The sequence below is a fragment of the Bradyrhizobium sp. SSBR45G genome (assembly GCF_030159255.1).
Classification (GTDB): domain Bacteria; phylum Pseudomonadota; class Alphaproteobacteria; order Rhizobiales; family Xanthobacteraceae; genus Bradyrhizobium.
On sequence record NZ_BSCT01000012.1, the window covers coordinates 57,873 to 83,935 of the forward strand.

Below are 26,063 nucleotides of genomic sequence, written 5' to 3' on the forward strand. Positions count from 1 at the left end.
CATGTTCCAGGAGACGTACCTCATGCATATCGAGGCGGGTTCGTCGCATCGGACCGTCAACGCTTGCGCGATATCGCAGTCGCTGCTCGAGGCGCCGGCCTATCTTCGCGTTGCCGACACGATGGTGGTGCTGACGGCCGCCGCGCTGCCCTGGTCGACGACGGCGACCGCCGTCTTCATGATGGCGTGGCTGATCCTGATCATCCCGACGATCGACTGGGACGAGCTGGTCCGTGGCCTCGCAGCCCCGGCCTGCGCTCTGCCACTGGCGTTCTTTGTGCTCGCCGACATCGGCGTCTTGTGGTCTGGCGGCCCGTGGGAAGCGGGCTTGCGCGGCCTGAACCCGGTTTCCAAGCTGCTGCTGGTCCCGTTGCTGCTGTATCATTTCAGGCGATCGCAGCGCGCGCACTGGGTTCTCGCGGGCTTTGTCGGCTCTTGCACGGTGCTGATGGCGCTATCATGGATCGTCCTCGTCGATCCGACCTGGAAGGTTACGGCAACGGCCTCGGCCGGTGTGCCGGTCAAGAACTACATCGATCAGAGCCAGGAATTTGCGCTTTGCGCCTTTGCTCTTGCCGCACCGCTGCTGATGGAATGGAAGCGGCGCCGGTTTCTGATGGCAGCCGGTCTGCTGGCGCTGATCATCGCCTTCCTCGCCAATCTGCTGTTCGTCGCATCGGCGCGGACGGCCCTGATCTACATGCCAGTGCTTCTGGTGCTGTTCGCGGTGCGTCATCTCGGCCGCCGCGCCATGCTCGCGGTGCTCACGGGTGCCGTCGTCGTCACCGGCCTGGTCTGGTCGACGTCGCCCTATCTCCGTCAGCGTGTCGGCGACGTCGCGATCGAGTATCGCGCATTCGATGCCAACGTCCCGGCTTCGACCGCGCAGAGACTGATGTACTGGCAGAAGTCCATCAAATTCATTGCCGAGGCGCCTCTGCTTGGACATGGCACCGGCTCGATCCAGCAATTGTTCGAGAGCGACGCGGTGGGGCAGACCGGTCTGCGGGCCGAGGTCGTCAACAATCCTCACAACCAGACTCTCAACGTCGCCATCCAATGGGGGCTCGCCGGTGTCCTCCTCCTCTATGCGATGTGGTCATTCCATCTGCGGATGTTTCTGGCCAAGAGCACGGTCGCCTGGATCGGGCTTGCCGTGGTGGTGCAGAACGTCGTCAGCTCGCTGCTGAACTCTCATCTTTTCGATTTCAATGCAGGCTGGATGTATGTGATCGGTGTCGGCGTTGCCGGCGGGGCAGTCCTCGGCCACGCACGCCAGGTCGACCCGCAGGAGCGGCCCACGTCTGCAGATCATTGAAAGGCCAAGGACGGCAACGTCGGTCGCCGCGCCGCGCGGCGCTCCGCAGGTCCCAGACGCATCTCGTGCAGCCTGAAAACTTGGGCCGATCTGCAGATCGGCGGAATGGGCGTACTTTCCGCCAGCCCGCAATGTGCCGGTTTGGGTGGAGTGATTTGCCCGACGGGCGGCCGCTGCGAATTCTGTCCAGGTCTGCGGAAAAAAAGAATCAGCTTGCGTCGTCGGGCAAATCAGCCTCATTGATTGCCGCGTCCCGTCCCACGAGAGGGGCGTACGCGTCGTCACGGATGTCGGGTGCGGGATGCGATGGCCGTAAGGGTGGCGCCGGACGAGCGCTGCCGTTGCGGACGGCGAAGTCGTGTGGTCCTGGCGCCCCGATGCTGGCGTCAAGGTCGCGGGAGCCGATGAGCTGCGCGGCCGACAGGGGCAAGAAAGCCGGTCCCTGGGGAGATCACGTATAAGACGTAAAGCCATCGCGCAGGGAAGGCCGGATGTTCGGCTCGTACCTGTGGTGACTATTGCGTGCTTTCCTGCACGCAACCACGGGTGCAGTCGGCGCCCGGCCTTCTCTGCGCCCTCTCATGTTTTCGAGGGCGGACAATATCGCAGAACTCGGGCGATTGATGCCGCGAGACCGCGACCGCTCGTCCTCATGCTGTTTGATAGGTAGATCGGATCGTTGCGCTCGCAATGACGGAGGAATTGAGCCTGCCGCGCGCTCGCATCTATGACGGTGGGCACGTCGCGATGCGCAACGCTGACGCGTTGCGATCGCGTCTTCGCCCACCCTACCAACTAATCGAAGAGCCGTCTGATCGCGAGCACGTCGCTGCCGCCGGCCTTGATGCGCGCGATCGCCTCTTGCGTCGGCTCGATCGCGGTCGCCATGTGAAACGCGTTGGCGTGCACGATCGTGTTGGCATCGCGCACGATGGCGACATGGCCCTTCCAGAAGATGAGGTCGCCGCGGAGGAGCTGCTGCTGCTCGCTGTCATCGAGGCTGCGTCCGAGCGCGTCGCGTTGCATGTCGCTGTCGCGCGGGCACGCCATGCCTGCAACATTCAACGATACCTGCACCAGACCCGAGCAGTCGATGCCGAGACTGCTCTTGCCGCCCCACAGATAGGGCGTGCCGACGAAGCGCTCGGCGACGGCGACGTAGTCGGGCTCGACATGAGCGAGCGGGGCGACATGCTGCTTCGGAATGAACTGGCCGTCCGCGGTCACGACGAAGCTCGCCTCCTCGCGGGTCACCGCAATGGTCGAGCCCATCACCAGCGTGTCGGCCGGTGGCAGCTTGATCGACGGCCCCAGGAACGCGAAGCTGCGCAACGCGGTGATCCTGTGCGTCGGAGCCGCGGTCGGCGTGGCGAGCGCCTGCTCCGGCAGCCAGCCGACATAATGATCGGCGTCGAGCTGGCCCCAGGCCCAGCCCTCGCCGTTGCGGTCATAGATCGTGACGCGCTCGCCCTTCAGCGCCTGCGTCGCCTGCTCGGCGCCGGAGAACGGCTGCTGGCGCAGCGGTGCGATGGCATCGACGACGACCCGCGCCTCGCCGTCGACAAAGCGCGCGGCCGACACCTGGCCCTCGAGATGCTTCGCCGCGATATCGCCGCGCGCCGGCGTGATCCGCGGATCAGCCATAGCGCTCGCTCAAGAGCTTGTAGAGCGCACGCGCGGCCTGGCACTCGCCGCCTTCGGGCCGGCCCGGCTTGGCCGAGGGCGTCCAGGCGAAGATGTCGAGATGCAGCCAGCGCGTTGCGGGCTCGACGAAGCGCTGCAGGAACAGCGCGCAGGTGATCGAGCCGGCGAAGCCGCCGGAGGGCGCGTTGTTGATCGCCGCGACGTTGGAGTCGAGCCATGAATCGTAGGGCGCCCACAGCGGCATCCGCCACAGCGGATCGTTCTCGGCCGCCGCACAGCGCGCGACGTCGGCGGCCAGCGCCTCGTCCTGGGTGTAGAACGGCGGCAAATCGGGACCGAGCGCAACGCGCGCAGCACCCGTCAGCGTGCCCATGTCGATCAGCAGATCCGGCTTGTCCTCGTCGGCGAGCGCCAGCGCATCGGCGAGGATCAGCCGGCCCTCGGCATCGGTGTTGCCGATCTCGACCGTCGGGCCTTTGCGCGACGGAAACACGTCCATCGGACGGAAGGCATTGCCGGCGACGGCGTTCTCGACCGCCGGAATCAGCACGCGCAGATGCAGCTTGAGCTTGGCATCCATCACCATCTGCGCCAGCGCCAGCACGTTGGCCGCGCCGCCCATGTCCTTCTTCATCAGCAGCATGCTGCTGGAGGGCTTGAGGTCGAGCCCGCCGGTGTCGAAGCAGACGCCCTTGCCGACCAGTGTCACCTTGGGATGGGATGGATCGCCCCAGTTGAGCTCGATCAGGCGCGGCGCGCGCGTCGAGGCGCGGCCGACGGCGTGGATCAGCGGATAGTTCTGCTGCAGCAGGTCGTCGCCGACGATGCTGGTGAAGCGGGCGCCGAAGCGATCGGCGACCTGCTTGGCGGCCGCCTCGAGCTCCTCCGGTCCCATGTCGTTGGACGGCGTGTTGACGAGATCGCGGGCCAGCGTCGCCGCCTCGGCAAGACGGTCGAGCTCGGCGACGTCGACGCCTTCGGGAGGAACCAAGCGAACCTCCGGCGTCTCGGTCTTGCGGTAGCGGCCGAAGCGATAGCTGCCGAGCGCGAAGGCGAGTGCCGCGAGCCTGATATCATGCGGCGCATTGGCGAAGTGGTAGGTACCGGCGGGCAGCAGGCCCGGCAGGCTGCCTGGCCGGAACAGATCGCGGTGCCTGGCGTCGGCGTCCTCGATGCCGAACAGCACCTGCGCAAGGCGGCCGTCTGCGGCGGGCAGCAGCAGGCAGCTGCCGGGCTTGGCGGTGTAGACGTTGGCGTCGGCGAAATTGCGGGCCTCGATCGGCAGGCTCTCCCGGACGCCCGGCCAGCTCGACTTGGTCACGAAGGTGATCGGGATGGCGGACGAGGGGGAGGCGGTCTCGAAGATCGACGGCATGCCTAATGGTTCCTTGCGTGGCGCGCGCTGCAGGCAGACTTCGCAGAGTTTGACGGCCGCTGCAATCGCGCCGGCCGCATCGCCCGCAAACCGGCGCAGCCGTCACAGCCGCGCCCGCGTCACGCCATTAACCGGCTGTTAGCGTTAACAGTTTATTGCTGGCGCGTTCAATCCGCTCGTCCCTCGAGTCCCGTGACAATGCGTCAGCAGCCTTCCATCCGCCGGCTCCTCGCGTCGGCCGCGTTCGCCGCTCTCATCGCCGCCGGCCTCGGCGGCTGCCAGACCGTGTCCGACATCACGGGCTCGCTGGGCAGCCGGGCCGAGCAGCCGCGCGCGCCCGAGACGCCGCAGCGTGCGGCCGAGGTCTATGGCGAGCGCTACCGCGCCAACCCCAAGGATGGGGCGACCGCGATCGCCTATGGGCAGGCGCTGCGCAACAACGGCCAGCGCGAGCAGGCCGTCGCCGTGCTGGAGCAGGCCACGCTGGCCAGCCCCGGCAACAAGGCCGTGCTCGCCGCCTATGGCCGGGCGCTCGCTGACAACGGCAATTTCAAGCTGGCCTTCGACGTGCTGGCGCGCGCCCACTCGCCCGACAATCCGGACTGGAAGCTGCTCTCGGTGCAGGGGACGGTGCTGGACCAGATGGGCCGCCACGACGAGGCGCGGCGCTACTACGACAGCGCGCTGAAGATCGTGCCGGGCGAGCCGTCGGTGCTGTCCAATCTCGGCCTGTCCTACATGCTGACGCGGGAGCTGCCGAAGGCCGAGGAGGCGCTGCGCCAGGCCTATGGCTCGCAGAAGGCAGACGCGCGGGTGCGCCAGAACCTCGCGCTCGTCGTCGGCCTGCAGGGGCGGTTCAGCGAAGCCGAGCAGATTGCGCGCGCCGACCTGCCGCCCGACGAGGCCGCCGCCAACGTCGCCTATCTCAAGCAGATGATCCAGGGGCAGCGCGAAGGCCAGGGCAAGGGCAAGGCGCGGAATGCGGTGCCGATGGCGGCGCTCAACCAGCCGGACCAGTAAGCGCGACTACAGAGCGCCTGCGAGCAGACGGCGGCAGGTGTCGACGAAGACGTCGGCACCGGTGATGATGTCGGCGTCGGAGGTGTTCTCGGTCCAGTGATGGCTGATGCCGCCGATCGACGGCACGAACAGCATGCCGGCCGGCATGATCGTGGCCAGCACCTGCGCGTCGTGCCCGGCACCGCTCGGCATCCGCAGAGACTTGCCGCCGGCGAGCGCGCCGCTCGCAGCCTCGATCGCATCCTGGAACGTGCCGTCCATCATCGCGGGCGCGCCGGTGCGGATGCGCTCGACGGCGACGTGGCAGGGACCTGCTTCGGAGGCCTGCGCCGCCATTTCGCGCAGCAACTGCTCCAGCCGGTCAATGACGGCAGCATTGTCGTCGCGGATCTGGAACAGCATCTCGGCCTGGCCGGGGATGATGCTGGGCGCGCCCGGATCCAGCGTGATGCGGCCCGTGGTCCACACCGTGCGCGGGCCGCAGGCGGAGGGAAAACGTTCGTCGATTGCGACGCAGAACCTGGCGAGCGCGAGCCCGGCATCCCTGCGCACCGCCATGCGCGTCGTGCCGGCGTGGTTCTGCTCGCCGGTGAAGACGATGCGGTACTGCCAGATGCCGACGATGGAGGTGACGACGCCGACCTTGAGTTCGCCTTTCTCGAGCGTGTCGCCCTGCTCGATATGGGCCTCGAGATAGCCGATATGCCGGCCGCGCTCGGCCTGCAGCCGCGGCCGTCCGGCGAGGCCCATCTCGGTCAGCGCCTCGCGCATCGTGCGCGGGCTGCTGCGGTCGCGGGCGGCATCGATGTCGGCGTCGCTGACATCGCCGACATAGGAGCGGCTGCCGAGGAAGCTGCCGAAATGGCCCTCCTCGTCGCACCAGGAGGCGACTTCTACCGCGCCAGCAATGGACGGATCGGGATTGAGCACGCGCGCCGCTTCGAGCGCGTAGATGACGCCGAGCGGACCGTCGAGCCAGCCGGCATGGTTCTGGCTCTCCAGATGCGATCCGGCCAGCAGCTTGGGACCTGGCTTGGCGCTGGTGCCCAGCACGTTGCCGATGCCGTCGATCTCGGGCGTGAGCTGCGCGTCGGGCAGGCGCTCGGCAAGCCACGTCAAGGATTGCCGGTGGGCCTCGGAGAAGGTCGGCCGATGCACGCCGGTCTTGTAGAGACCGAAGGCGCGCAGCGCGTTCAGGTCGGCGAGGACGCGGGCGCCATCGGCGCGGCGGAGCTTGTCGGACATCAGGCGGAGACCTCGATCATGCTCCGCCTAGCTTCCAGGGCGGCGCCGCGACCGCAAGCGATATTTCGGAGCCGCGGTCTACGTCTACTGCATGGCCGCGACCTTGATGCCGGTCGGTCCGAGAATGACCACGAACAGCACCGGCAGGAAGAACAGGATCATCGGCACCGTCAGCTTCGGCGGCAGCGCCGCGGCTTTCTTCTCGGCCTCGTTCATGCGCATGTCGCGATTCTCCTGCGCCATCACGCGCAGCGATTGCCCGAGCGGCGTGCCGTAGCGCTCCGATTGCTGGAGCGCGAGGCAGACCGATTTCACGCCTTCGAGGCCGGTGCGCTTGGCGAGGTTCTCATAGGCCACCTTGCGGTCCTGCAGATAGGAGAGCTCCGCCGTGGTCAGCGTGAACTCCTCCGACAGTGCGATGGACTGGCTCGAGATCTCGATCGAGACCCTGCGGAATGCGGCCTCGATCGACATGCCGGACTCGATGCAGATCAGCAGCAGGTCGAGCGCATCCGGAAACGCGCGCTTGATCGACAGCTGGCGCTTGGAGATCGCGTTGCTGAGGAACAGCATCGGGGCCTGCAGGCCGAGATAGGCCATGCCGACGCAGATGCCGATCTTGACCGGCATCGACTTCTGGAGGTTGGCGATCACGAAGACATACAGCACCGAGCCGACGAACAGCACCATCGGCGTCACCATGCGGGCGAACAGGAAGGTGATGTAGGGTGCCTGACCGCGATAGCCGGCCATGATCAGCTTCTCGCGGGCGGCCTCCTGGGCCAGCCATTTGGTGAGGTTGAAATCATCCACCACCTTGGCGACCAGCTGCTTCGGCGTCTGACGCAGCGAGACCTTCTCGCCGGCGTTCAGCCGCTCGCGCTCGCGCTGCTTGATCCGCTCGCGCTCGCTGGCGACCGCCTTCATGCGCTTGTTCAGGTTTTCGCCTGCAAACAACGGCATGATCAACGTGTAGACGGTGGCCGTCGCCGCGATGGCGGCGAAGAACATCGTCATGAAGTGCGGGTCGTGCAGCTTGGTGACCAGAAAGTCGACCATGGTCCCACCTCAGAAATCGAAGTTGATCATCTTCTTCATGACCATGATGCCCATCGACATCCAGACCACACAGCCGACCAGCATCAGCTGGCCGGTCGGATGGGTCCAGAGCAGCGAGATGTAGTCGGGCGTGCTCAGGTAGACCAGCAGCATCACGATCGGCGGCAGCGATCCGATGATGCCGGCGGAAGCCTTGGCCTCCATCGACATCGCCTGGATCTTCTCGGCCATCTTCTTGCGGTCGCGGAGCACCTTGGAGAGGTTGCCCAGCGCCTCCGACAGGTTGCCGCCCGATTTCTGCTGGATCGCGATGACGATGCCGAAGAAGTTGGCCTCCGGCAGCGGCATCCGCTCATAGAGTCGTGCACAGGCTTCGCCGAGCGGCATGCCGATCGCCTGAGTCTCGATGATCGCGAGGAACTCGCTGCGCAGCGGCTCGGGCGCGTCGGCCGCGACGACCTTGATCGATTCGAACAGCGGCAGGCCGGCCTTGATGCCGCGCACGATCACGTCGACCGCGTCGGGCAGCGCCGCCAGGAACTTCTTCTCGCGTCGCTTTTTCAGAAAGCCGAGCACCCAGCGCGGCAGGCCGAGCCCTGCTGCGAAGCCGAGGCCGAGCGCCCCGAGCGGACCGCCGCCGCCGAAGAACGCGATGGCGCAGGCCGCGAAGCCGAGGATTCCGGAAACGATCCAGAACTTCTGCACCGTCCAGTCGAGGCCGGCCTGCGAGATCCGCAGGTTGAGCGGCACCTTGCTCTGCTTTTGCGCCTTGGCCTCGAGATCCTTCAGCGAGGACTCGACCTGCTCGCGGCGCGAGCGCTGGCTGCGCTCGGCCTGGCGGACCACCGGCTCCGATTTGGCGACGGTGCTGCGCCGCTGCTCGGCCTTCCGTTCGCCCGACAGCATCGGATAGAGAAACACCCAGGCGATGCCGCCGATGCCGGTCGCGGCGAGGAAGGCGAGGGCGAGAGCCTGAAACTTCATGGAGCTCTCCCTTATTCCTTGGCCGCGGCTTCAGCGGCGTCAAGCGCTGCCGCCAGCCGCTTCTCTTCGCCGTAATAGCGCGCGCGCTCCCAGAAGCGGGGACGGCCGATGCCGGTCGAGCGATGGCGGCCGATGATCTTGCCGTTCGCATCCTCGCCGATCATGTCGTAGAGAAAAATGTCCTGGGTGATGATGGTGTCGCCCTCCATGCCCATCACCTCGGTGATGTGGGTGATGCGGCGGGAGCCGTCGCGGAGGCGCGCGGCCTGGACGATGACGTCGATCGAGGCGCAGATCATCTCGCGAATGGTGCGCGACGGCAGCGAGAAGCCGCCCATCGTGATCATGGATTCGCAGCGCGACAGCGCTTCGCGCGGGTTGTTGGCGTGCAGCGTGCCCATCGAGCCGTCGTGGCCGGTGTTCATGGCCTGAAGCAGGTCGAAGGCTTCAGGTCCGCGGACTTCGCCGACGATGATGCGCTCGGGTCGCATACGCAGACAGTTTCTCACCAGCTCGCGCATGGTGACCTGGCCTTCGCCCTCGATGTTGGGCGGCCGGGTTTCCAGGCGCACCACATGCGGCTGCTGCAGCTGGAGCTCGGCGGCGTCCTCGCAGGTGATGACGCGCTCGTCGTGATCGATATAGTTGGTCAGACAGTTCAGCAGCGTGGTCTTGCCCGAGCCGGTACCGCCGGAGATCAGCACGTTGCAGCGGACGCGGCCGATGATCTGCAGGATCTCCGCGCCTTCCGGCGAGATGGCGCCGAACTTGACCAGCTGATCGAGGGTCAGCTTGTCCTTCTTGAACTTACGAATGGTGAGTGCGGGGCCGTCGATCGCCAGCGGCGGCACGATGGCGTTGACGCGCGAGCCGTCGGCGAGACGGGCATCGCAGATCGGCGAGGATTCGTCGACGCGGCGGCCGACCTGGCTGACGATGCGCTGGCAGATATTCAAGAGCTGCTGGTTGTCGCGGAAGCGGATGCCGGTGCGCTGGATCTTGCCGTTGACTTCGATGAACACCGTGCCGGCGCCGTTGACCATGATGTCGGCGATGTCGTCGCGCGACAGCAGCGGCTCCAGCGGACCATAGCCGAGCACGTCGTTGCAGATGTCGTCGAGCAGTTCCTCCTGCTCGGCGATCGACATCACGATGTTCTTGATCGCGATGATCTCGTTGACGATGTCGCGGATTTCCTCGCGCGCGGACTCGCCGTCGAGCTTGGCCAGCTGGGCGAGATCGATCGCTTCGATCAGCGCGCCGAAGATCGTCGCCTTGACCTGGTAGTAATTGTCCGAGCGCCGGGCCTCCACCACGGGGGGAGGCGGCGGAGGCGCCTGCCGGGTCGGAGCCAGAGGAGGCGACGACACGGCTGGAGACGCCGCACGCGGCGCCGCGGGCGCCGGCTCGGGCGCTGACGCGGCCGGCCTGAGGGCCCTGGTATCGTTGTCCGATCCGCTACGCTTACCAAACACGACTAGAACTCCACGCGGCCTTACCTCGCCTTCAGCTTGTCAAGCAGAGGCGACAGGAAGGAGCCTTTCGGCTTCTTGGTCTCGCTGCGGCCGGTGAGCCGCTGCGCGATCTGCAGAAACATCTCGGTGGTCCGATGATTGGGAGACATCTCCGCGATCATCTGGCCGTTGTTCGCGGCCGCGCCGAAGATCTGCGGCTCGAACGGAATGGTGACGATGGGGGGACTTTCGATCGCCTTGGCGAATTCGCTCGCGTTGATCTCAGGCCGCTTGGGCACGCCGACCTGGTTCAGGCAGTACAGCGGCGTGCGGTCGTTCGGCCGCGCGGCCTTGAGCAGGTCGAACATGTTCTTGGTGTTGCGCAGCGAGGCGAGATCCGGAGCTGCGACGATCAGGATGTCGTCGGCACTGATCAGGGCCCGCTTGGTCCAGCCGGACCATTGGTGCGGCACGTCGAGCACGATGCAGGGCATCGAGGCCCGCAGCGTGTCGAAGATGGCATCGAACGCCTCGGCGCCGAAATCGTAGACGCGGTCGAGTGTCGCCGGCGCAGCGAGCAGGCTGAGGTGATCGGTGCATTTCGACAGCAGCCGGTCCATGAAGGCGATGTCGATGCGGTCGGGCGAGAACACGGCGTCGGCGATGCCCTGGGCCGGATCCTGATTGTAGTCGAGACCGGCCGTTCCGAAGGCGAGATCGAGGTCGGCGACCACCGAGTCCATCGAGAGATCGCGGGCGATCGCCCAGGCGATGTTGTGCGCAACGGTCGACGCGCCGACCCCGCCCTTGGCGCCGACGACGGCAATGATGCGGCCGACGGCCTTGGCTTCCGGGGCCGAGAACAGGTTGCAGATCGAGCGGACGACGTCGATCGGCGTCACCGGAGACAGCACGTAGTCGCTGACGCCGCGCCGCACCAGCTCGCGATACAGCGTGACATCGTTGACGCGGCCGATGACGACCACGCGCGTGCCCGGATCGCACACGGTTGCCAGATGATCGAGGCCCGCAAGGATGTCGGAGCGGGCATCGGTCTCGAGGATGATCACATTGGGCGTCGGGGCCGAGCGGTAGGCCTCGATCGCGGCCGCCATGCCGCCCATCTGGATCTTCAGATGCGCCTTGCCGAGCCGCCGGTCCTCACCGGCAGCCTGCACCGTGGCGGCTGTCTCCACCGTCTCGCAGAACGCCTGCACCGAGACACGCGGCGCTGGCGCGATATGATCGTCGGCCGGCGGCGGCACGACGTCAGGCTGCTCCTCTGGGGTCTGTCGGGCGTAGCTGATCATTTGCCTGTGTCACTGAGTTTGGCCTTGTCGGCCTCGGGATACGTGATCGCGGTTGACGCTCCCTTGCGGTATTTGTCGAAAAACGCGGTGCGTCGGCTGGTGTAGGACGGAGTTTCGGACCGGGGCTGCACGAGATCGGACGGGTTGTCGACCATCGCGGCCATGTTCCGCTGATAGGCGCAGCCGAAGTTCCAATCGGGCTTGTTGTCGTACCAGTTCTTGTTCTTGATCGTGGGCCCGAGATCGTCCGGCCATACGCCGCAGGGACCCGCCGAGGCCGAGAGCTTCGGGTAGCTCAGCCGGATCGCAGCCATCTGGCGCGGGTCCTTGGGCTGATAGTTGCGGACGGTGAGGCCGTGCGGCGGAACGCCGGCAGCCGCGAACAGGGACTGGATCTCGCGCATCGAGTCGGCGGCCGCCCGGGCGTTCGGCGTGCCGCTCGGCACGTCGGCGCTGATAGCGCCGGTGCCTTGGCGGCTCCAGCTCTGCGCCAGTCCCATGACGTCGGCGCGCTGCTCGGCGGTCAGGCCGCCGCGGCCCTGGCCGACGAAGACTACGATGGAGTCCGGGGCTTCCTGGACCGCGATCGGATGGCGGAGCCGGTAGTCGTCGGGGATGCTGGCGGTGGGGGCAGCGTCCTTGTGGAGATTGCAGGCACCGAGCAGGGCAGCCGCGCCGGCGAGCGCAGCGGCAAGCGGCCATCGGCGGTGGTGAGCGGAGCGGGGTTTCATGGTCATCGGTGCAAGTCCTTGTCCCGGCTCAGTCCGTGATGAAGCCATAGGTGCCGCGATAGTTGCGTCCGGGCTCGGTCCGTCCGGGCACGCCGTAGATGCGGTTGATGCTGCCCAGGAGATCAGCCTGCGGATCGGAGGCCGCCGCGAAGCCATCATCGGGGCGCGAGAGATCCTTCTGCGCCACCGCCCGCACGACGAAGGGCGTCACCAGCACCATCAGTTCGGTCTGGTTGTTGACGTAGTCGCGGCTGCGGAAAAGGGCGCCGAGCACCGGCAGCTGCATCAGGCCTGGCATGCCGCTGATCGCCATCTTGGTCTGCTGCTGGATCAGGCCGGCCATGGCCATCGCGCCGCCGGAGGGAATTTCGAGTGTCGTCTCGGCCCGGCGGGTCTTGATCGACGGCACCGTGAGCGAGTTGACCGTCGACGAGCTCACGGCCTGCGACAGGGTGATCGCGTTCTCGTTGGAGAGCTCGGAGACCTCGGTCATCACGCGCATCGAGATGCGGCCCTCGGTCAGCACCACCGGCGTGAAGTTGAGGGAGATGCCGAATTTCTTGAAGCTGATCTGCGTCGTACAGACATGGGTCGTGGGATCGCAGGAGTAGCCGGCCGGAACCGGAAACTCGCCGCCGGCGATGAAGGTCGCGGACTCGCCTGAAATCGCGGTCAGATTGGGCTCGGCCAGGGTGCGGATCACGCCGGCGTTCTCCATCGCTCGCAGCGTCGCCTGCACCGACGGCGTCGATCCGAACGCCGCGCTGATGGCATTGTTGGAGACCAGGTTGCTGCCGTAGGCGGTGAACGGATTGGAGTTGGCAAACTTGACGACGGCGGTGCCGTAATTGAGCTGGCCGGAGAGATCGATACCGAGCTGCTTGACGATCGAGCGCTGCACCTCGGCGACCGTCACCTTCAGCATGACCTGGTCGCGGCCGCGCACCGTGATGGAATTGACGACCTTTTCGGCTCCGCCCGCCAGGCGCGCGGCCAGTTCGCCGGCCTGCTGAGCTTCGATCTGGTTCGACGCCGAGCCGGTCAGCACGACGCCGTCGCCGAGACCTTCGATCTGGATGTCGGCATTCGGCAGCAGCTGCTTCAGGGCGGCGCGCGCGCCGTTCAGGTCGCGCTTGACCGCGATGTCATAGGCCGCGATCTGCTGTCCTTGCGCGTCGAAGAAGACGATGTTGGTCTGGCCGACGGCGGCGCCGATGATATAGGCGCGCTGCGACGAGCGGACCACGGCGTTCGCAATCTTCGGATCGGCGACCAGAACGTCCTTGATGTCCCGCGGTAGATCGATGACCACCGACTTGCCGATGCCGAGCGCGAGGAAGCGCGCGTTGATCTGGCCGTCGCTGGCGGTGGTTGCCGCCGCAGCCGGGCGGTAGTCCGCGGCGATCACCGGTGCGAGCGCAGGATTGAACGTCAGCGCAGCGGCGGCCGAAAGCGACAGCGCGCGGACCATCAGGGTCCGCAGTTTCCGCTGATTTTCGCTGCAAATCATCTTGGTCGTCCTCTCGGTCACTTCTGCGACGTCATCGTGCTGGGAATGCCGAAGCGAACGACGGCAACGCTGTCCCCGCGCCTGCGATTGTCGTCGTTGCGCTTCTCGACGGTGTTCACGTCGGCGATGCTGCGCAGGGCCAGCGACAGGGTTCCGGTTTGCCTGGCGCGGGCCAGCGTTTCGGCCTGCTCCGGCTTCAGCTCGAGCGTGACGGTCTTGCCGACCACCGTGTTCTGGCCGTCCTTCTCCTTCGGCGCCTGATCGATCGCCAGCACGCGGATGTTCGGCAGGATGATCTCGGAGCTGACGATGTCGCCGGCATTGGGTTGATCCGGGCTGCGCTCGCGCTTGGACAGGATCACGTCGACGCGATCGTTGGGCAGGATGAAGCCGCCGGCGCCGGTCTCCGGCGAGATCTCGGTGGAGACCGCGCGCATGCCGGCCGGCAGGATCGCCGCCATGAAACCCGAGCCGTCGGATTTGACCAGCTTCTGCTCGCGGATCGGCTCGCCGGCAATGAACGGCGCCCGCGCGATCGTCCCCGTGACTTCGTTCTGACCTTCCGGCCGCTCGTTGCGCCGGATGAAACTGGAGCTCGCCGTCGACGCCGGCCAGCTCTGCCATTGCAGGTGCTCCGGCTTGAGCGACTGGCCGAGGCCGATATCGGCCTTCGCGACGAGAACGTCGACCGTCGGCACCTGCGGGGCGGGCGCAGCAACTTGAGCCGGGCGGTCGTCGGATCCGCTCGCCAGATATGCGGCTACGCCGCCAGCGCCCACAGCGATGGTCAGAACCACAATGCGTGCGGTATTCATACGCTTCACTTTCCACATTACGCCGCGACGCTTCCGCCGCCGTGATGGGAGTTGAGCAGTTATTCGTCAAAGCATGGTTAATGAGGCGTATCTAAATCACCCTAACACCGCGTTGACACGGTGTTGTCAGAGCAGCGCGAGACGCGCCGCGTCGATCGCCTTCACCCATTCGGTCTCCGGATAGACCATCAAGGCGCCGAGCGCGAGCGCGATGCCGTAGGGCACGCCGCTGTCCTTGGCATGAAGGCGCGCAAGCCAGGGTTGCCCCGCGAGCAGATAGGGCAGGGGCCATTGCCGGAACTGCATCAGCGCGAGGGTGAGCACGCCGCCGAAGATCGAGGCGTACAACAGATAGTTCATCAGATGGGCGAAGCCGAACCACAGGGCGGCAGCCGAGGCGACCTTGGCGTCTCCGCCGCCGATCCAGCCGAAGGCGAAGCATGTGAACGCAATCACGAGCACGAGCGTGCCGGCTCCGAGATGCATCAGCATGTCGTCCATGCTCATTCCGCTCAGCGGCGCCAGCACCAGGAAGCCGGCGACGAGCGCCAGCGAAACCCGGTTGGAAATGGTCATCGTGAGCAGGTCGCTCGCCGCAGCGAAGGCCATCAGGGCCGGAAACAGCAGCAGGCGCGCGAGATCGAGGGTCATGGGCTCTCAACGGCATCGAGGCGGCGCGGGATGCACCGAGGCGCCGAATCTAGCGGCAACAGATAAATGATCGGGAAACGGCCTGGAATCCCGTCGAGCGGGTTCCGGTTGATCAGGTCCTGGTTGATCAGGTCCTGGCTCACCAGACGCTGGCGATGCGAGCTGCCAGGGCGACGATGGACAGCGCGAGTGCGCCGCAGATCAGGCGCAACGCTGCGTCGTTGGTCTGGCGCCGGGCTGCGGCTGCGAGGACAATGTGGTTACGCATCACTGAACGCCGCGGAGCTGGACGAGGAAATGATAAAGGCCCCGGGAATTCCGGGGCCTTCTTTGCTCGGTCGTGACGACCGCTTACTTCAGCGACGAGTTGATCGAGCCGAACTTGGAGCTCAGGCTGGAGCCGAGGCCGTTCACCGCCGCGATGATCGCGAGCGAGATGCCGGCGGCAATCAGGCCGTACTCGATGGCGGTCGCGCCGGACTCATCCTTCACGAAGCGAGCAAGAAGATTCTTCATAGGGTAACTCCATGTACACGTGGCTGGTCGAACAAATTCTGGTCGTTGCGGCGTTCTCAGCACCGTGACCATATGGGCACCCTAGGGGGCAGGAATTTCGGCGTAGTTAATTCAACCGATGAAACATCGCTGCGGATGGCCGTTCTTGCGCAGAGTAAATTTGGAATGAACCGGACGACAAAAATTGGAAACAAAGTCCGGGCGGCCGGATATCCGTCCTGATGTCATGAGCGCGGCCTCCAGCCGCCTCTATATGATCGGCTCTGATGCGGGCGGGCGGTGGTTCTGCAAGCGAGGTTCCCGAGTGACGATCTCTCCGTCTCGTCGCAGCGTAATGGCGGCGCGCCGCTCTCGCCGGAGGCGTGGAGGGTTCACGGCTCCTTAAGCGCCAGGGAGTACCCCTCGAGCACGTTCATGAGATGAGGCATGTGATGTCCGGTCTGCCATGGGAAGTCGCGCTGATGCTCGGCCAGACCATCGAGAAGATTCTGCCGATTACGCTGGTTCTGGCGGTCGTGTTCTCGGTGCTCGGCCATTTCTGGGCCTGCAATCCCGGCGGACCGTGGTGGCAGAAGCGCGAGCTCGTCACCGACATGGTCTACTGGTTCTTTGTGCCGGTGTTCGCCCGCGTGCTTCGCATCGGGCTGCTGGTGCTCGCGGCCGGCGTGATCTTCAAGATCCATGATGCGGATGAGCTGATCGCGTTCTATGAGAACGGCCACGGTCCGCTGGCACAACTGCCGGAATGGCTGCAGGGGCTGCTCTTCATCGTGCTTGCCGATTTCATGTTGTACTGGACCCACCGGCTGTTCCACGGCGGAGAGTTCTGGAAGTACCATGCCGTCCACCACTCCTCGGAGGAGCTGGACTGGATCTCGGCGGCGCGTTTCCACCCGATCAATTTGATCCTCGGCACCATCGCGGTCGACGTGATCCTGCTGACGGCCGGCATCTCGCCGAACGTGATGCTCTGGGTCGGGCCGTTCACGACGTTCCATTCCGCCTTCGTGCATGCCAATCTCAACTGGACGCTGGGGCCGTTCAAATACGTCCTGGCGACGCCGGTCTTTCACCGCTGGCATCACACCGGGCTCGAGGAAGGCGGCAATACCAATTTTGCCGGCACGTTCCCGGTCTGGGACATCCTGTTCGGCACGTTCCGGATGCCGGAGGGCCAGCTTCCGGCCGAATACGGCAAGGACGAAGCGGCGATGCCGGGTGAATTCGCCGGCCAGCTCGCATTTCCGTTCCGCCGCTGAATGGCACGGCGGGCAGGCGAGAGAGTTGGACCACGTTTGTAGATCGTTCACCAATTGAGCGCAGATTTGCCGCGTCGGGCGCCGTCACCGCTGCGTATCGCTTGAGACGGCTCGAAGATGTCCCGGGGTTGAGTATGTCGTTCAGTGTGTCGTGTCGTCCTTGTGTCTCCTTTGCTCTGCGGGCAGCTGTCGCCACGATGCTGCTGTGGCCGGCCGCCGCGTCGGCGGACCCCGATCCCGCGATCGCCGTGAACGTCGACCAGGCCAAGCTGGTGAAGCTTCCCGACCGGGTCGCGACCCTGGTCGTCGGCAATCCGATGATCGCGGACGTGACCCTGCAGAGCGGCGGCATCATCGTCGTGACCGGCAAGAGCTATGGCGCGACCAATTTCATCGCCATGGACCGCGGCGGGCAGGTGCTGATCGATCGTCAGATCCAGGTCGCCGGCCCCACCGACCGGCTCGTCACGGTGTATCGCGGCGTCGACCGCGAGACCTACAGCTGCATGCCGGTCTGCCAGCGCCGGGTGACCCTTGGTGACGGCGACAGCTACTTCAAGTCGGTGCTCGATCAGGCCGGCACGATGTCGAGCCAGGCCAGCGGCAATGCCGCATCTGCCGCCAAGACCAACTAGCCAAGACCAACTCGACGAGCTGAGATCGGCTCGGCTGCGGCCGCCGTGCTCCGAGCAAGGCCTGACGCAGAACCGGCGCGGTTCGCGCGGCGGATGCGCGTGCCTGTGCCCACCTCGAAGTTGGGCGATCCGTTCAGGCTGAGGTCATGCCCGCGCGAACCCGAGCCGATGCGTCGGCATGAGCGACCTCGTGCGGCGATGGTTAGCGGGAGGTTGCGACGGGCGGCCAGGTGGTTCGGATTGTAGGAAACTCTTTGCGAACGAGTTTCCGCTATTTCTTTCACCCAGGTTGATGTGCCTTTCCAATTCCGGGTCAAACAATGCAAGCCTCCGTCTCCGCGTCCGGCTCGATCCGCAGGCTGCTTCGGCGCTTTCGACGCAACCGCCGCGCGTCGGCCGCGCTCGAATTCGCGCTGGTCGCCCCGATCTTCTTCGCGCTGCTGTTCGCCATCCTCGAGACGGCCCTGATGTTCTTCGCCGGGCAGGTGCTCGAGACGATCACGCAGGACTCCGCGCGCATGATCCTGACCGGGCAGGCGCAGCAGGGCTCCTACTCGCAGTCGCAGTTCGCGAGCTACGTCTGCACCCAGGTGCCGGCGGCGCTGTTCGACTGCAACAAGATCTACGTCGACGTGAAGAGCTACTCGTCGTTCGGGAGCGTCTCGATCGCTAGCCAGATCGACAACTCCGGCAATTTCGTCAACAACATGACCTACAGTCCGGGCGCCGCCGGCGACATTGTCGTGGTCAGGCTGTTCTATCAGTGGCCGATCTTCGTGACCGGGCTCGGCTACAACATCGCGAACCTGTCAGGCAGCAAGCGGCTCCTGGTGGGAACGGCCGCATTCAAGAACGAGCCGTACTCATGAGCGCGTCAGGAACCCGCCATGTATCGTGCAGAAAGACCGAGGCCTGAGATGACATTCCACCTGCTCCGTCGCTTCCGCGCGTTTGGCGCCGATCGAAGCGGTGTCGCCGCGACCGAATTCGCCTTCATCGTGCCGCTGATGCTAGTGATGTTCTTCGGCACGGTCGAGTTCTGCTCGGCGATCGCCGTCGACCGCAAGGTGACGCTGATGGCGCGAACGCTGTCCGACCTGACCTCGCAGTCGACCACGGTCGGCGACAGCGACATGTCGAACTTCTTCGCCGCCTCGACCGGCATCATGTATCCGTATTCGACGACGCCGGTGAACGCGACCATCACCGAGCTTCTCGTCAATTCCACCGGCACGCAGGCGACCGTCAAGTGGAGCAAGGGATCGGCGCCGCGGGCGACGGGCACGGCGGTCGGTGTACCGGCTGATCTGCTGGTCGCCAACAGCTACCTGATCTTCAGCGAGGTGAACTATCAGTACGTCCCGACGATCGGCTATGTGATGGCCAAGACCGGGATCAATCTCAGCGATGTCGCCTATACTCGTCCGCGGCAGTCGACCTGTGTCCTGTACACCTCGGTGTTGACGAGCTGCTGAGCCCTGGCACGGTCGGCACTGCACCGGCCTCGCCTCGCAGGGGCGCTGGCCCCTGAACATCAGACATGAAAAAGGCCGCCCGAGGCGGCCTTTCGTTTTATCGGGAGCGATCGAGATCGCCCTGTCGCAGCCTCAGTTGGCAGCGCGGAGATTATCGGCCGACGACTTGCCCGAACGGCGGTCAGCAACGATCTCGTAGGAGATCTTCTGACCTTCGCGCAGCGTGCCGAGACCAGCGCGCTCGACGGCGCTGATGTGCACGAACACGTCATTCCCGCCGTCATCCGGCTGAATGAAGCCATAGCCCTTGGTCGCGTTAAACCACTTCACGGTTCCCATGCTCACGGGGGTAGTTCCCTTCTCAGATATCAAATGTCGTAACCCAGGGGTCTGGGCTGGTTAGATCGAATTTTTGGAAGGGTCGTCAGCGTCTGAACCGGCTGTACCGGTAATAGCTAATCTCGTCCGGCCGAAAATCGATTGCGGGGTATATTATTGGAAATGGCCGCGCAAAACAATCCTGAGGTGCGGGAGGGCGCACGATTTTTTGACGCGCCGGCTGGACCGCCGACGCGCTGAATTGTCGCTGATTTGCGCAAGACTTGATCAAACTGCATGACAGGGGCGGACCATTGTTCCGCCCCGGCCATCAGCGTCGGCGGAACTGCCCACCACGTTGCGCTGCACCGCGCGGCGGACCGCCGGCTGAGCTTGGGCGTTCGTCCTTGTGACGGAAGATCAGACGGCCCTTTTCCAGATCATAGGGCGACATTTCGACGGTCACGCGGTCTCCCGCGAGCGTCTTGATGCGATTCTTTTTCATCTTGCCGGCGGTGTAGGCGACGATCTCGTGCCCCGCGTCGAGTTGTACCCGATAGCGTGCGTCGGGAAGGATTTCGGTGACCAGCCCTTCGAACTGGATCAGCTCTTCCTTAGCCATGTCTCTCTCCAGATCGATAGACGTCAGTTTGGCCGTTGGTTGCGGTTGTGAGCGTGGTTTTTGGGTCTGCCTTCGCGATGCAGGAATGCAACGCCCTGAATCGACCCGGAGTTGCCGCCGCCTTGCGACGGCCGGTTGGACTCCTGACGATTGCCTGGCAGAGCCGCCATCTTAACATTGGAACGGCGACGACGGCGAGGGCCTTTTGCGGCTGCACCGCCGTCATTGGTCCGCGCATTCTGCATGCCAGGACGGCCGCCGCGCTGCGGCGGCTTGGCCGGTGCCGCGGGCTCGCGCTGGCCAGGAATGCGACGATCTTCGCGCGGCAGCGAGATCTTGATCAGCCGTTCGATGTCGCGGAGGTAGGACATTTCGTCCGCTCCGGCGACGAGCGAAATCGCAATGCCCTCGGCGCCGGCGCGCGCGGTGCGGCCGATGCGGTGGACATAGGTCTCAGGAACGTTCGGCAGATCGAAATTCACGACATGGCTGACGCCGTCGACGTCGATGCCGCGGGCTGCGATGTCGGTCGCGACCAGGGTGCGGATCTCGCCGGTGCGGAACGCCGCAAGGGTCCGCTCGCGATGGTTCTGCGACTTGTTGCCATGAATGGCCTGGGCGGGAATGCCGGCCTTTTCCAGGCTCTTCACGACCTTGTCGGCGCCGTGCTTGGTGCGGGTGAACACCAGCGCGCGGTTGACCGGCTCTTCCTTGAGCAGTTGAGCCAGCAGGTTCGGTTTGGCCGAGTGGTCGACCTGGATCACGCGCTGGGCGATACGCTCGACCGTCGACGAGACCGGCGTCACGGCCACTCTTGCCGGGTCGCGCAGCATGGCATCGGCGAGCTCGGCGATGTCCTTGGGCATGGTGGCCGAGAAGAACAGCGTCTGCCGCTTGATCGGCAGCTTGGACACGATCTTCCGGATGTCGTTGATGAAGCCCATGTCGAGCATGCGGTCGGCTTCGTCGAGCACCAGGAACTCGACCTGGTTCAGCTTCAGGGCATTTCCCTGGACGAGGTCGAGCAGCCGGCCTGGCGTGGCGACGAGCACTTCGAGGCCTGGCATGACGGCGCGGACCTGGCGTCCCATCGGGACGCCGCCGATCGCGAGCGCCGAGGTCAGCCGGATGTGACGGCCGTAGGTGTTGAAGCTGTCGAGAATTTGCCCGGACAGCTCGCGGGTCGGGCTCAGCACCAGCACGCGCGCCGTCTTCGGCTGCGGCTTGATGCGGTTCTGCAGCAGGCGGTGCAGGATCGGCAGCGCGAACGAGGCGGTCTTGCCGGTTCCGGTCTGGGCGATGCCGATCACGTCGCGGCCTTCGAGCGCGAGCGGAATGGTCTGGGCCTGGATCGGGGTGGGGGTGGTGTAGTTCTCTTCCTTCAGCGCGCGCGTCAGCGCGTCGGCGAGGTTAAAATCCTGGAAGGATGTCAAAAGATTGGGCTTTCCATATGAGGATAAGGCCCGTGTCGGCAGGCAGCCGGACGCGGGAGGGTGGTTGAGAGACACCCGCGTGTTTGGAGCGCCTAGATTGGATGGGGTAAAATGCGAAGCCAGAAGCTCTTGTCGAGCTAAAGAACACGCGGCTTGCAAAGATCCGGCCGATTCGCCTCGATCTCCGGGTTATATGGAGCAGGTAGACGGCACTTTCAAGGCCGATGCGTAACGGAGCGGCGATACAGCCGGTACTCTGCTGCTTTAAATTTAGCCATTCAAAACAAAGTGCATAAATTGTGCGCTCAATGCTGGCTGAATAATCAGTGTCTCTGCCTAAAGTAACGCCAGGGAGGTGCGGCCTTCCGTCGCGATTTTGCCGAGTTCTCCAGGGGCGTCAGAGACTTACGCGACGTGAACGGCATGGCATGCTTCTTGCGATTCTTCTGCCGCAGACCGCCGGCCGCCTTGGCTGCGAAGCACGTCTGCGTCAGGGAGATATTACCTCATGCTTACTCGACTCACTCAGGAATTAACGGCGCCGTTCAGCCGCCGTCGCTGGCTGGCTGCTGCTGCCGGCCTGGCACTCGGCGCGGCCGGCTTCGGCCCGGCCATGGCTGCCGACGACACCATCAAGATCGGCGTTCTGCATTCGTTGTCCGGAACCATGGCCATCAGCGAAACGACGCTGAAGGATACGATCCTGTTCCTGATCGACGAACAGAACAAGAAGGGCGGCGTGCTCGGCAAGAAGCTCGAGGCCGTCGTCGTCGACCCCGCTTCGAACTGGCCGCTGTTCGCCGAAAAGGCCCGCGAGCTGATCACCAAGAACAAGGTCGCGGTCGTGTTCGGCTGCTGGACCTCGGTGTCGCGCAAGTCGGTGCTGCCGGTGTTCAAGGAGCTCAACAGCATCCTGTTCTATCCGGTCCAGTACGAGGGCGAGGAGAGCGAGCGCAACGTGTTCTACACCGGTGCGGCGCCGAACCAGCAGGCGATCCCGGCGGTCGACTACCTGATGAAGGACGAGAAGGTGAAGCGCTGGGTGCTGGCGGGCACCGACTACGTCTATCCGCGCACCACCAACAAGATCCTGGAAGCCTACCTGAAGTCGAAGGGCGTGGCTCAGGAAGACATCATGATCAACTACACGCCGTTCGGTCACTCCGACTGGCAGACGATCGTCGCCGACATCAAGAAGTTCGGCTCGGCCGGCAAGAAGACCGCGGTGGTCTCCACCATCAACGGCGACGCCAACGTTCCGTTCTACAAGGAGCTCGGCAACCAGGGCGTCAAGGCCAAGGACATCCCGGTCGTCGCGTTCTCGGTGGGTGAGGAAGAGCTCGCCGGCATCGACACCAAGCCGCTGGTCGGCCATCTCGCCGCCTGGAACTATTTCGAGTCGATCAAGACCCCGGCCAACGAGAAGTTCATCAAGGAGTGGCAGGCCTACACCAAGAACCCGAAGCGCGTGACCAACGACCCGATGGAAGCCCACGTGATCGGCTTCAACATGTGGGTGAAGGCGGTCGAGAAGGTCAAGTCCACCGATCCGGACAAGGTCATCGACGCCCTCCCGGGCACCGAGGCGCCGAACCTGACCGGCGGCGTGTCCAAGATGCTGCCGAACCACCACATCACCAAGCCGGTGTTCATCGGCGAGATCAAGGGCGATGGCCAGTTCAGCGTCGTCTACAAGACCAAGGATCTGGTCCCCGGCGACGCCTGGTCGAAGGAGCTCGAGGGCTCCAAGGACCTGATCGGCGACTGGGTCGGCAAGAAGTGCGGCAACTTCAACGTCAAGACCAACAAGTGCCTGGGCTCGGGCACCTGATCTCGACCTGACGAACTCATCACGACCGGAGAAGGCGGCGATCACTGCCGCCTTCTCTCTTCCTCCTGCCGGGGTGGTCCAGTGCCTGCCATTGTTCTTGCGATCGTTCGCCGCCTTCTTCTGTCCATTGCCCTCATCGCGGCTGCCGCTCCGGCCTTCGCGGCCAGTTTCGAAGAATCCGTCGCCAAGTTCGCCAATGACGATTTCTCCGACACCGATGATGCGGTGAGCGAGATCGCCGTCTCCGGCAACCCGCTGGCGTTCCAGATCATCAGCGCGCTGCAGGACGAGCGGCTGATGTTCGATGCCGAGACCAAGAAGGTCTATGTCAAGCAGGCCGACGGCAAGATCATCGATGCTGCGACTGGCGCTGTCGTCGACAAGCTTCCCGACACTGCCGCCGCGGTCAGTCTCAACAACCGTTTGCGCCGGACCGTCGATGCCGCGCTCGGCGGCCTCACTCTTCTTTCGCCCGATCTCAGCACCCGCCTGTCGGCCGCGAAATCCGTTTTCAAGTCGCATGACGAGGCGACGCTGCCGACCGTGGAATCGGCGCTCGCCAAGGAAACCAACCGCGGCGTCAAGCAGGCGCTGACCGAGGCGCGCGCCGCCATTCTGCTGTTCAAGTCCGACGCCAGCGAGGTCGACAAGCTCGAAGCGGTTGCGACCATCAGGGCGCGCAGCGATCAGGAGGCCCTGGCGCTGCTGACCGAGATCAGCAGCGGCGATCAGCCCCCGAGCGTCGCCAAAGCCGCCGCGGGCGCGATCGCCTCGATCCAGAGCTCGCTTGCGATCTGGTCCGGGGTGCAGAACGCCTGGTATGGCCTCTCGCTCGGATCGGTACTGCTGCTCGCGGCCATCGGCCTTGCCATCACCTTCGGCGTCATGGGCGTCATCAACATGGCCCATGGCGAGATGGTGATGCTGGGGGCCTACACGACCTTCGTCGTCCAGGAGATCATCCGCACGCGCTATCCGGCGCTGTTCGACTATTCGCTGCTGATCGCGGCGCCGCTGGCCTTCCTGGTGGCCGGCGCGATCGGCGTGGTCATCGAACGGACCATCATCCGCTTCCTCTATGGGCGTCCGCTGGAGACGCTGCTCGCCACCTGGGGGCTGTCGCTGATCCTGCAACAGGCGGTGCGCTCGGCGTTCGGTCCGACCAACCGCGAGGTCGGCAACCCCTCCTGGATGAGCGGCGCCTTCGAGCTTGGCCAGATCACCATCACCTACAACCGGCTCTGGATCCTCTGTTTCACCATGGCGGTGTTCGCGATCTTGCTCGCCATGCTGCGCTACACGGCTTTGGGCCTGGAGATGCGCGCGGTCACACAGAACCGGCGCATGGCGGCCTCGATGGGTATTGCGACCTCGCGGGTCGATGCGCTCACCTTCGGGCTGGGCTCGGGCATTGCCGGCATCGCCGGCGTGGCGCTGTCGCAGATCGACAATGTCAGCCCCAATCTCGGCCAGAGCTACATCATCGATTCCTTCATGGTCGTCGTGTTCGGCGGCGTCGGCAATCTCTGGGGCACCCTGGTCGGCGCCTTCACGCTTGGCATCGCCAACAAGTTCCTGGAGCCGGTGGCGGGCGCCGTGCTCGGCAAGATCGCGATCCTGGTGCTGATCATCCTGTTCATTCAGAAGCGCCCGCGCGGCCTGTTCGCGCTCAAGGGCCGGGCGGTGGAAGCATGATGCCGCATATGCTGACGAGGTCGCTGGACCGCGCCGCGACCATCTTCGTGCTGGTCGTTGCGGCCTGCGGCATCCTGATTCCGCTGTCCAATCTGCTGCTGCCGGCCGGCTCGGCCTTGCAGGTGCCGACCTATCTGGTCGCGCTGTGGGGCAAATATGTCTGCTACGCCATCCTGGCGCTCTCGATCGACCTGATCTGGGGCTATTGCGGCATTCTCTCGCTCGGCCACGGCGCGTTCTTCGCGCTCGGCGGCTACGCGATGGGCATGTACCTGATGCGCCAGATCGGCACCCGCGGCGTCTATGGCAATCCGATCCTGCCCGACTTCATGGTGTTCCTGAACTATTCCAAGCTGCCCTGGTACTGGTACGGCTTCGACATGTTCTGGTTCGCAGCGCTGATGGTGCTCGTCGTGCCCGGCCTGCTCGCCTTCTGCTTCGGATGGCTCGCCTTCCGCTCGCGCGTGACCGGCGTCTATCTGTCGATCATCACCCAGGCGATGACCTATGCGCTGCTGCTCGCCTTCTTCCGCAACGATTTCGGCTTCGGCGGCAATAACGGCCTGACCGACTTCAAGGATATCCTCGGCTTCAACGTCCAGGCGGAGGGCACCCGCGCCGCGCTGTTTGCGCTGAGCTGCCTCTCACTCATTCTGGCCTTCCTGATCTGCCGGGCCGTCGTGTCGTCGAAACTCGGTAAGGTGCTGATTGCAATCCGCGACGCCGAGTCCCGCACGCGCTTCCTCGGCTATCGCGTCGAGTCCTACAAGCTGTTCGTGTTCACGCTGTCGGCCTGCATGGCCGGCGTCGCAGGCGCGCTTTATGTTCCGCAGGTCGGCATCATCAACCCCTCGGAGTTTGCGCCGGGCAATTCGATCGAAGCCGTGATCTGGGTGGCAGTCGGCGGTCGCGGCACGCTGGTCGGCGCCGCACTCGGCGCCGTCGTCGTGAACTACGCCAAGACGTTCTTCACGTCTGGCGTGCTGGCGCCCTACTGGCTGTTCATGCTCGGTGCGCTGTTCGTGCTCGTGACCCTGCTGCTGCCCAAGGGCATCATCGGCACCTTCAATTCGTGGTGGGACCAGTTCACCAGCAAGACGCCGAACGCCGACAGCGCCGCCCGCGAGGACGGCGTCACCGAACCCAAGATGGCGGAGTGAGCG

Annotated in this window: 25 protein-coding genes; 9 read left to right on the forward strand and 16 right to left on the reverse strand. The window is 64.9% G+C overall.

Going from position 1 to position 26,063, the window contains the following annotated elements; all coding sequences use genetic code 11:
* Position 1: 1 nt before the first annotated feature.
* Positions 2-1,318, forward strand: a complete 1,317-nt coding sequence (locus QQL87_RS16355) for an O-antigen ligase family protein (RefSeq protein WP_284419942.1) — start codon at positions 2-4, stop codon at positions 1,316-1,318.
* Positions 1,319-2,113: 795 nt separating this feature from the next.
* Here the strand turns inward: QQL87_RS16355 and QQL87_RS16360 are convergent.
* Positions 2,114-2,962: a C40 family peptidase gene (locus tag QQL87_RS16360; protein ID WP_284419943.1), complete on the reverse strand. Its 849-nt coding sequence runs from the start codon at positions 2,960-2,962 to the stop codon at positions 2,114-2,116.
* Complete coding sequence (locus QQL87_RS16365; RefSeq protein WP_284419945.1) at positions 2,955-4,337, reverse strand: leucyl aminopeptidase family protein; 1,383 nt, start codon at positions 4,335-4,337, stop codon at positions 2,955-2,957. Before QQL87_RS16365 ends, QQL87_RS16360 begins: the two co-directional genes overlap by 8 nt.
* 198 nt (positions 4,338-4,535) lie before the next feature.
* On the opposite strand from QQL87_RS16365, the gene QQL87_RS16370 reads away from it, so the two are divergent.
* A complete protein-coding gene (locus QQL87_RS16370; RefSeq protein ID WP_284419946.1) occupies positions 4,536-5,357 on the forward strand; it encodes a tetratricopeptide repeat protein in 822 nt (273 codons plus the stop codon).
* 6 nt (positions 5,358-5,363) lie between these two features.
* Here QQL87_RS16370 and QQL87_RS16375 read toward each other — a convergent pair whose 3' ends face one another.
* The 11 genes from QQL87_RS16375 to QQL87_RS16425 form a co-directional block, all read right to left on the reverse strand.
* Positions 5,364-6,602: a Zn-dependent hydrolase gene (locus QQL87_RS16375; protein ID WP_284419948.1), complete on the reverse strand. Its 1,239-nt coding sequence runs from the start codon at positions 6,600-6,602 to the stop codon at positions 5,364-5,366.
* An 84-nt stretch (positions 6,603-6,686) separates the two neighbouring features.
* On the reverse strand, positions 6,687-7,661 hold the full coding sequence (locus QQL87_RS16380) for a type II secretion system F family protein (protein ID WP_284419950.1): 975 nt from the start codon (positions 7,659-7,661) through the stop codon (positions 6,687-6,689).
* A 9-nt stretch (positions 7,662-7,670) separates the two neighbouring features.
* Positions 7,671-8,645: a type II secretion system F family protein gene (locus tag QQL87_RS16385; RefSeq protein WP_284419952.1), complete on the reverse strand. Its 975-nt coding sequence runs from the start codon at positions 8,643-8,645 to the stop codon at positions 7,671-7,673.
* 11 nt (positions 8,646-8,656) lie between these two features.
* The gene (locus QQL87_RS16390; RefSeq protein WP_284419953.1) at positions 8,657-10,120 is read right to left on the reverse strand and encodes a TadA family conjugal transfer-associated ATPase; all 1,464 of its coding nucleotides are present in this window, start codon (positions 10,118-10,120) and stop codon (positions 8,657-8,659) included.
* 20 nt (positions 10,121-10,140) lie between these two features.
* Positions 10,141-11,409: a CpaE/TadZ family protein gene (locus tag QQL87_RS16395; RefSeq protein WP_284419954.1), complete on the reverse strand. Its 1,269-nt coding sequence runs from the start codon at positions 11,407-11,409 to the stop codon at positions 10,141-10,143.
* Complete coding sequence (locus QQL87_RS16400) at positions 11,406-12,146, reverse strand: CpaD family pilus assembly protein (RefSeq protein ID WP_284419955.1); 741 nt, start codon at positions 12,144-12,146, stop codon at positions 11,406-11,408. The genes QQL87_RS16395 and QQL87_RS16400 overlap by 4 nt, the downstream gene beginning before the upstream one ends.
* A 22-nt stretch (positions 12,147-12,168) precedes the next feature.
* Positions 12,169-13,650, reverse strand: a complete 1,482-nt coding sequence (locus tag QQL87_RS16405; protein WP_284419956.1) for a type II and III secretion system protein family protein — start codon at positions 13,648-13,650, stop codon at positions 12,169-12,171.
* Between the two features lie 17 nt (positions 13,651-13,667).
* Entirely contained in the window at positions 13,668-14,465 is a 798-nt protein-coding gene (cpaB, locus tag QQL87_RS16410; RefSeq protein WP_284419957.1) for a Flp pilus assembly protein CpaB, read from the reverse strand.
* A 126-nt stretch (positions 14,466-14,591) separates the two neighbouring features.
* Positions 14,592-15,116, reverse strand: coding sequence for an A24 family peptidase (locus tag QQL87_RS16415; protein WP_284419958.1), 525 nt, complete (start codon positions 15,114-15,116; stop codon positions 14,592-14,594).
* A 139-nt stretch (positions 15,117-15,255) separates the two neighbouring features.
* Positions 15,256-15,384 (reverse strand): hypothetical protein, encoded by a 129-nt coding sequence (locus QQL87_RS16420; RefSeq protein ID WP_284419959.1) that lies wholly within the window; start codon positions 15,382-15,384, stop codon positions 15,256-15,258.
* Between the two features lie 83 nt (positions 15,385-15,467).
* Positions 15,468-15,632: a Flp family type IVb pilin gene (locus tag QQL87_RS16425; RefSeq protein ID WP_008964729.1), complete on the reverse strand. Its 165-nt coding sequence runs from the start codon at positions 15,630-15,632 to the stop codon at positions 15,468-15,470.
* Positions 15,633-16,063: 431 nt separating this feature from the next.
* On the opposite strand from QQL87_RS16425, the gene QQL87_RS16430 reads away from it, so the two are divergent.
* From QQL87_RS16430 to QQL87_RS16445, 4 genes are all read left to right on the forward strand, one after another.
* Complete coding sequence (locus QQL87_RS16430) at positions 16,064-16,891, forward strand: sterol desaturase family protein (protein ID WP_284419960.1); 828 nt, start codon at positions 16,064-16,066, stop codon at positions 16,889-16,891.
* A gap of 197 nt (positions 16,892-17,088) precedes the next feature.
* A complete protein-coding gene (locus QQL87_RS16435) occupies positions 17,089-17,526 on the forward strand; it encodes a pilus assembly protein N-terminal domain-containing protein (RefSeq protein WP_284419961.1) in 438 nt (145 codons plus the stop codon).
* Positions 17,527-17,846: 320 nt separating this feature from the next.
* Complete coding sequence (locus QQL87_RS16440) at positions 17,847-18,395, forward strand: TadE/TadG family type IV pilus assembly protein (protein WP_284419963.1); 549 nt, start codon at positions 17,847-17,849, stop codon at positions 18,393-18,395.
* A gap of 48 nt (positions 18,396-18,443) precedes the next feature.
* Positions 18,444-19,001, forward strand: a complete 558-nt coding sequence (locus tag QQL87_RS16445; RefSeq protein WP_284419964.1) for a TadE/TadG family type IV pilus assembly protein — start codon at positions 18,444-18,446, stop codon at positions 18,999-19,001.
* Between the two features lie 132 nt (positions 19,002-19,133).
* Here the strand turns inward: QQL87_RS16445 and QQL87_RS16450 are convergent, their stop codons facing one another.
* The 3 genes from QQL87_RS16450 to QQL87_RS16460 form a co-directional block, all read right to left on the reverse strand.
* Positions 19,134-19,346, reverse strand: coding sequence for a cold-shock protein (locus tag QQL87_RS16450; RefSeq protein WP_006612155.1), 213 nt, complete (start codon positions 19,344-19,346; stop codon positions 19,134-19,136).
* A 304-nt stretch (positions 19,347-19,650) separates the two neighbouring features.
* Positions 19,651-19,941, reverse strand: coding sequence for a translation initiation factor IF-1 (infA, locus tag QQL87_RS16455; protein ID WP_015669645.1), 291 nt, complete (start codon positions 19,939-19,941; stop codon positions 19,651-19,653).
* Positions 19,942-19,964: 23 nt separating this feature from the next.
* A complete protein-coding gene (locus QQL87_RS16460; RefSeq protein ID WP_284420049.1) occupies positions 19,965-21,374 on the reverse strand; it encodes a DEAD/DEAH box helicase in 1,410 nt (469 codons plus the stop codon).
* Positions 21,375-21,882: 508 nt separating this feature from the next.
* Between QQL87_RS16460 and urtA the strand changes: the two genes are divergently transcribed.
* From urtA to urtC, 3 genes are all read left to right on the forward strand, one after another.
* Positions 21,883-23,205 carry an urea ABC transporter substrate-binding protein gene (gene urtA / locus QQL87_RS16465; protein ID WP_284419967.1) on the forward strand — a complete coding sequence of 441 codons (1,323 nt, stop codon included), beginning with the start codon at positions 21,883-21,885 and terminating at the stop codon, positions 23,203-23,205.
* An 81-nt stretch (positions 23,206-23,286) separates the two neighbouring features.
* Positions 23,287-24,900: an urea ABC transporter permease subunit UrtB gene (gene urtB / locus QQL87_RS16470; protein ID WP_284419968.1), complete on the forward strand. Its 1,614-nt coding sequence runs from the start codon at positions 23,287-23,289 to the stop codon at positions 24,898-24,900.
* Positions 24,897-26,060 carry an urea ABC transporter permease subunit UrtC gene (gene urtC, locus QQL87_RS16475; protein WP_284419969.1) on the forward strand — a complete coding sequence of 388 codons (1,164 nt, stop codon included), beginning with the start codon at positions 24,897-24,899 and terminating at the stop codon, positions 26,058-26,060. Before urtB ends, urtC begins: the two co-directional genes overlap by 4 nt.
* The last annotated feature ends 3 nt before the right edge of the window (positions 26,061-26,063 follow it).

Bases quoted from the DNA above. Each gene is read 5' to 3' on its own strand.
- QQL87_RS16355 (WP_284419942.1), top strand. From the start codon at position 2: ATGTTCCAGGAGACGTACCTCATGCATATCGAGGCGGGTTCGTCGCAT.
- QQL87_RS16360 (WP_284419943.1), bottom strand. From the start codon at position 2,962: ATGGCTGATCCGCGGATCACGCCGGCGCGCGGCGATATCGCGGCGAAG.
- QQL87_RS16365 (WP_284419945.1), bottom strand. From the start codon at position 4,337: ATGCCGTCGATCTTCGAGACCGCCTCCCCCTCGTCCGCCATCCCGATC.
- QQL87_RS16370 (WP_284419946.1), top strand. From the start codon at position 4,536: ATGCGTCAGCAGCCTTCCATCCGCCGGCTCCTCGCGTCGGCCGCGTTC.
- QQL87_RS16375 (WP_284419948.1), bottom strand. From the start codon at position 6,602: ATGTCCGACAAGCTCCGCCGCGCCGATGGCGCCCGCGTCCTCGCCGAC.
- QQL87_RS16380 (WP_284419950.1), bottom strand. From the start codon at position 7,661: ATGGTCGACTTTCTGGTCACCAAGCTGCACGACCCGCACTTCATGACG.
- QQL87_RS16385 (WP_284419952.1), bottom strand. From the start codon at position 8,645: ATGAAGTTTCAGGCTCTCGCCCTCGCCTTCCTCGCCGCGACCGGCATC.
- QQL87_RS16395 (WP_284419954.1), bottom strand. From the start codon at position 11,409: ATGATCAGCTACGCCCGACAGACCCCAGAGGAGCAGCCTGACGTCGTG.
- QQL87_RS16400 (WP_284419955.1), bottom strand. From the start codon at position 12,146: ATGACCATGAAACCCCGCTCCGCTCACCACCGCCGATGGCCGCTTGCC.
- QQL87_RS16405 (WP_284419956.1), bottom strand. From the start codon at position 13,650: ATGATTTGCAGCGAAAATCAGCGGAAACTGCGGACCCTGATGGTCCGC.
- cpaB (WP_284419957.1), bottom strand. From the start codon at position 14,465: ATGAATACCGCACGCATTGTGGTTCTGACCATCGCTGTGGGCGCTGGC.
- QQL87_RS16415 (WP_284419958.1), bottom strand. From the start codon at position 15,116: ATGACCCTCGATCTCGCGCGCCTGCTGCTGTTTCCGGCCCTGATGGCC.
- QQL87_RS16420 (WP_284419959.1), bottom strand. From the start codon at position 15,384: ATGCGTAACCACATTGTCCTCGCAGCCGCAGCCCGGCGCCAGACCAAC.
- QQL87_RS16425 (WP_008964729.1), bottom strand. From the start codon at position 15,632: ATGAAGAATCTTCTTGCTCGCTTCGTGAAGGATGAGTCCGGCGCGACC.
- QQL87_RS16430 (WP_284419960.1), top strand. From the start codon at position 16,064: ATGTCCGGTCTGCCATGGGAAGTCGCGCTGATGCTCGGCCAGACCATC.
- QQL87_RS16435 (WP_284419961.1), top strand. From the start codon at position 17,089: ATGCTGCTGTGGCCGGCCGCCGCGTCGGCGGACCCCGATCCCGCGATC.
- QQL87_RS16440 (WP_284419963.1), top strand. From the start codon at position 17,847: ATGCAAGCCTCCGTCTCCGCGTCCGGCTCGATCCGCAGGCTGCTTCGG.
- QQL87_RS16445 (WP_284419964.1), top strand. From the start codon at position 18,444: ATGACATTCCACCTGCTCCGTCGCTTCCGCGCGTTTGGCGCCGATCGA.
- infA (WP_015669645.1), bottom strand. From the start codon at position 19,941: ATGGCTAAGGAAGAGCTGATCCAGTTCGAAGGGCTGGTCACCGAAATC.
- urtA (WP_284419967.1), top strand. From the start codon at position 21,883: ATGCTTACTCGACTCACTCAGGAATTAACGGCGCCGTTCAGCCGCCGT.
- urtC (WP_284419969.1), top strand. From the start codon at position 24,897: ATGATGCCGCATATGCTGACGAGGTCGCTGGACCGCGCCGCGACCATC.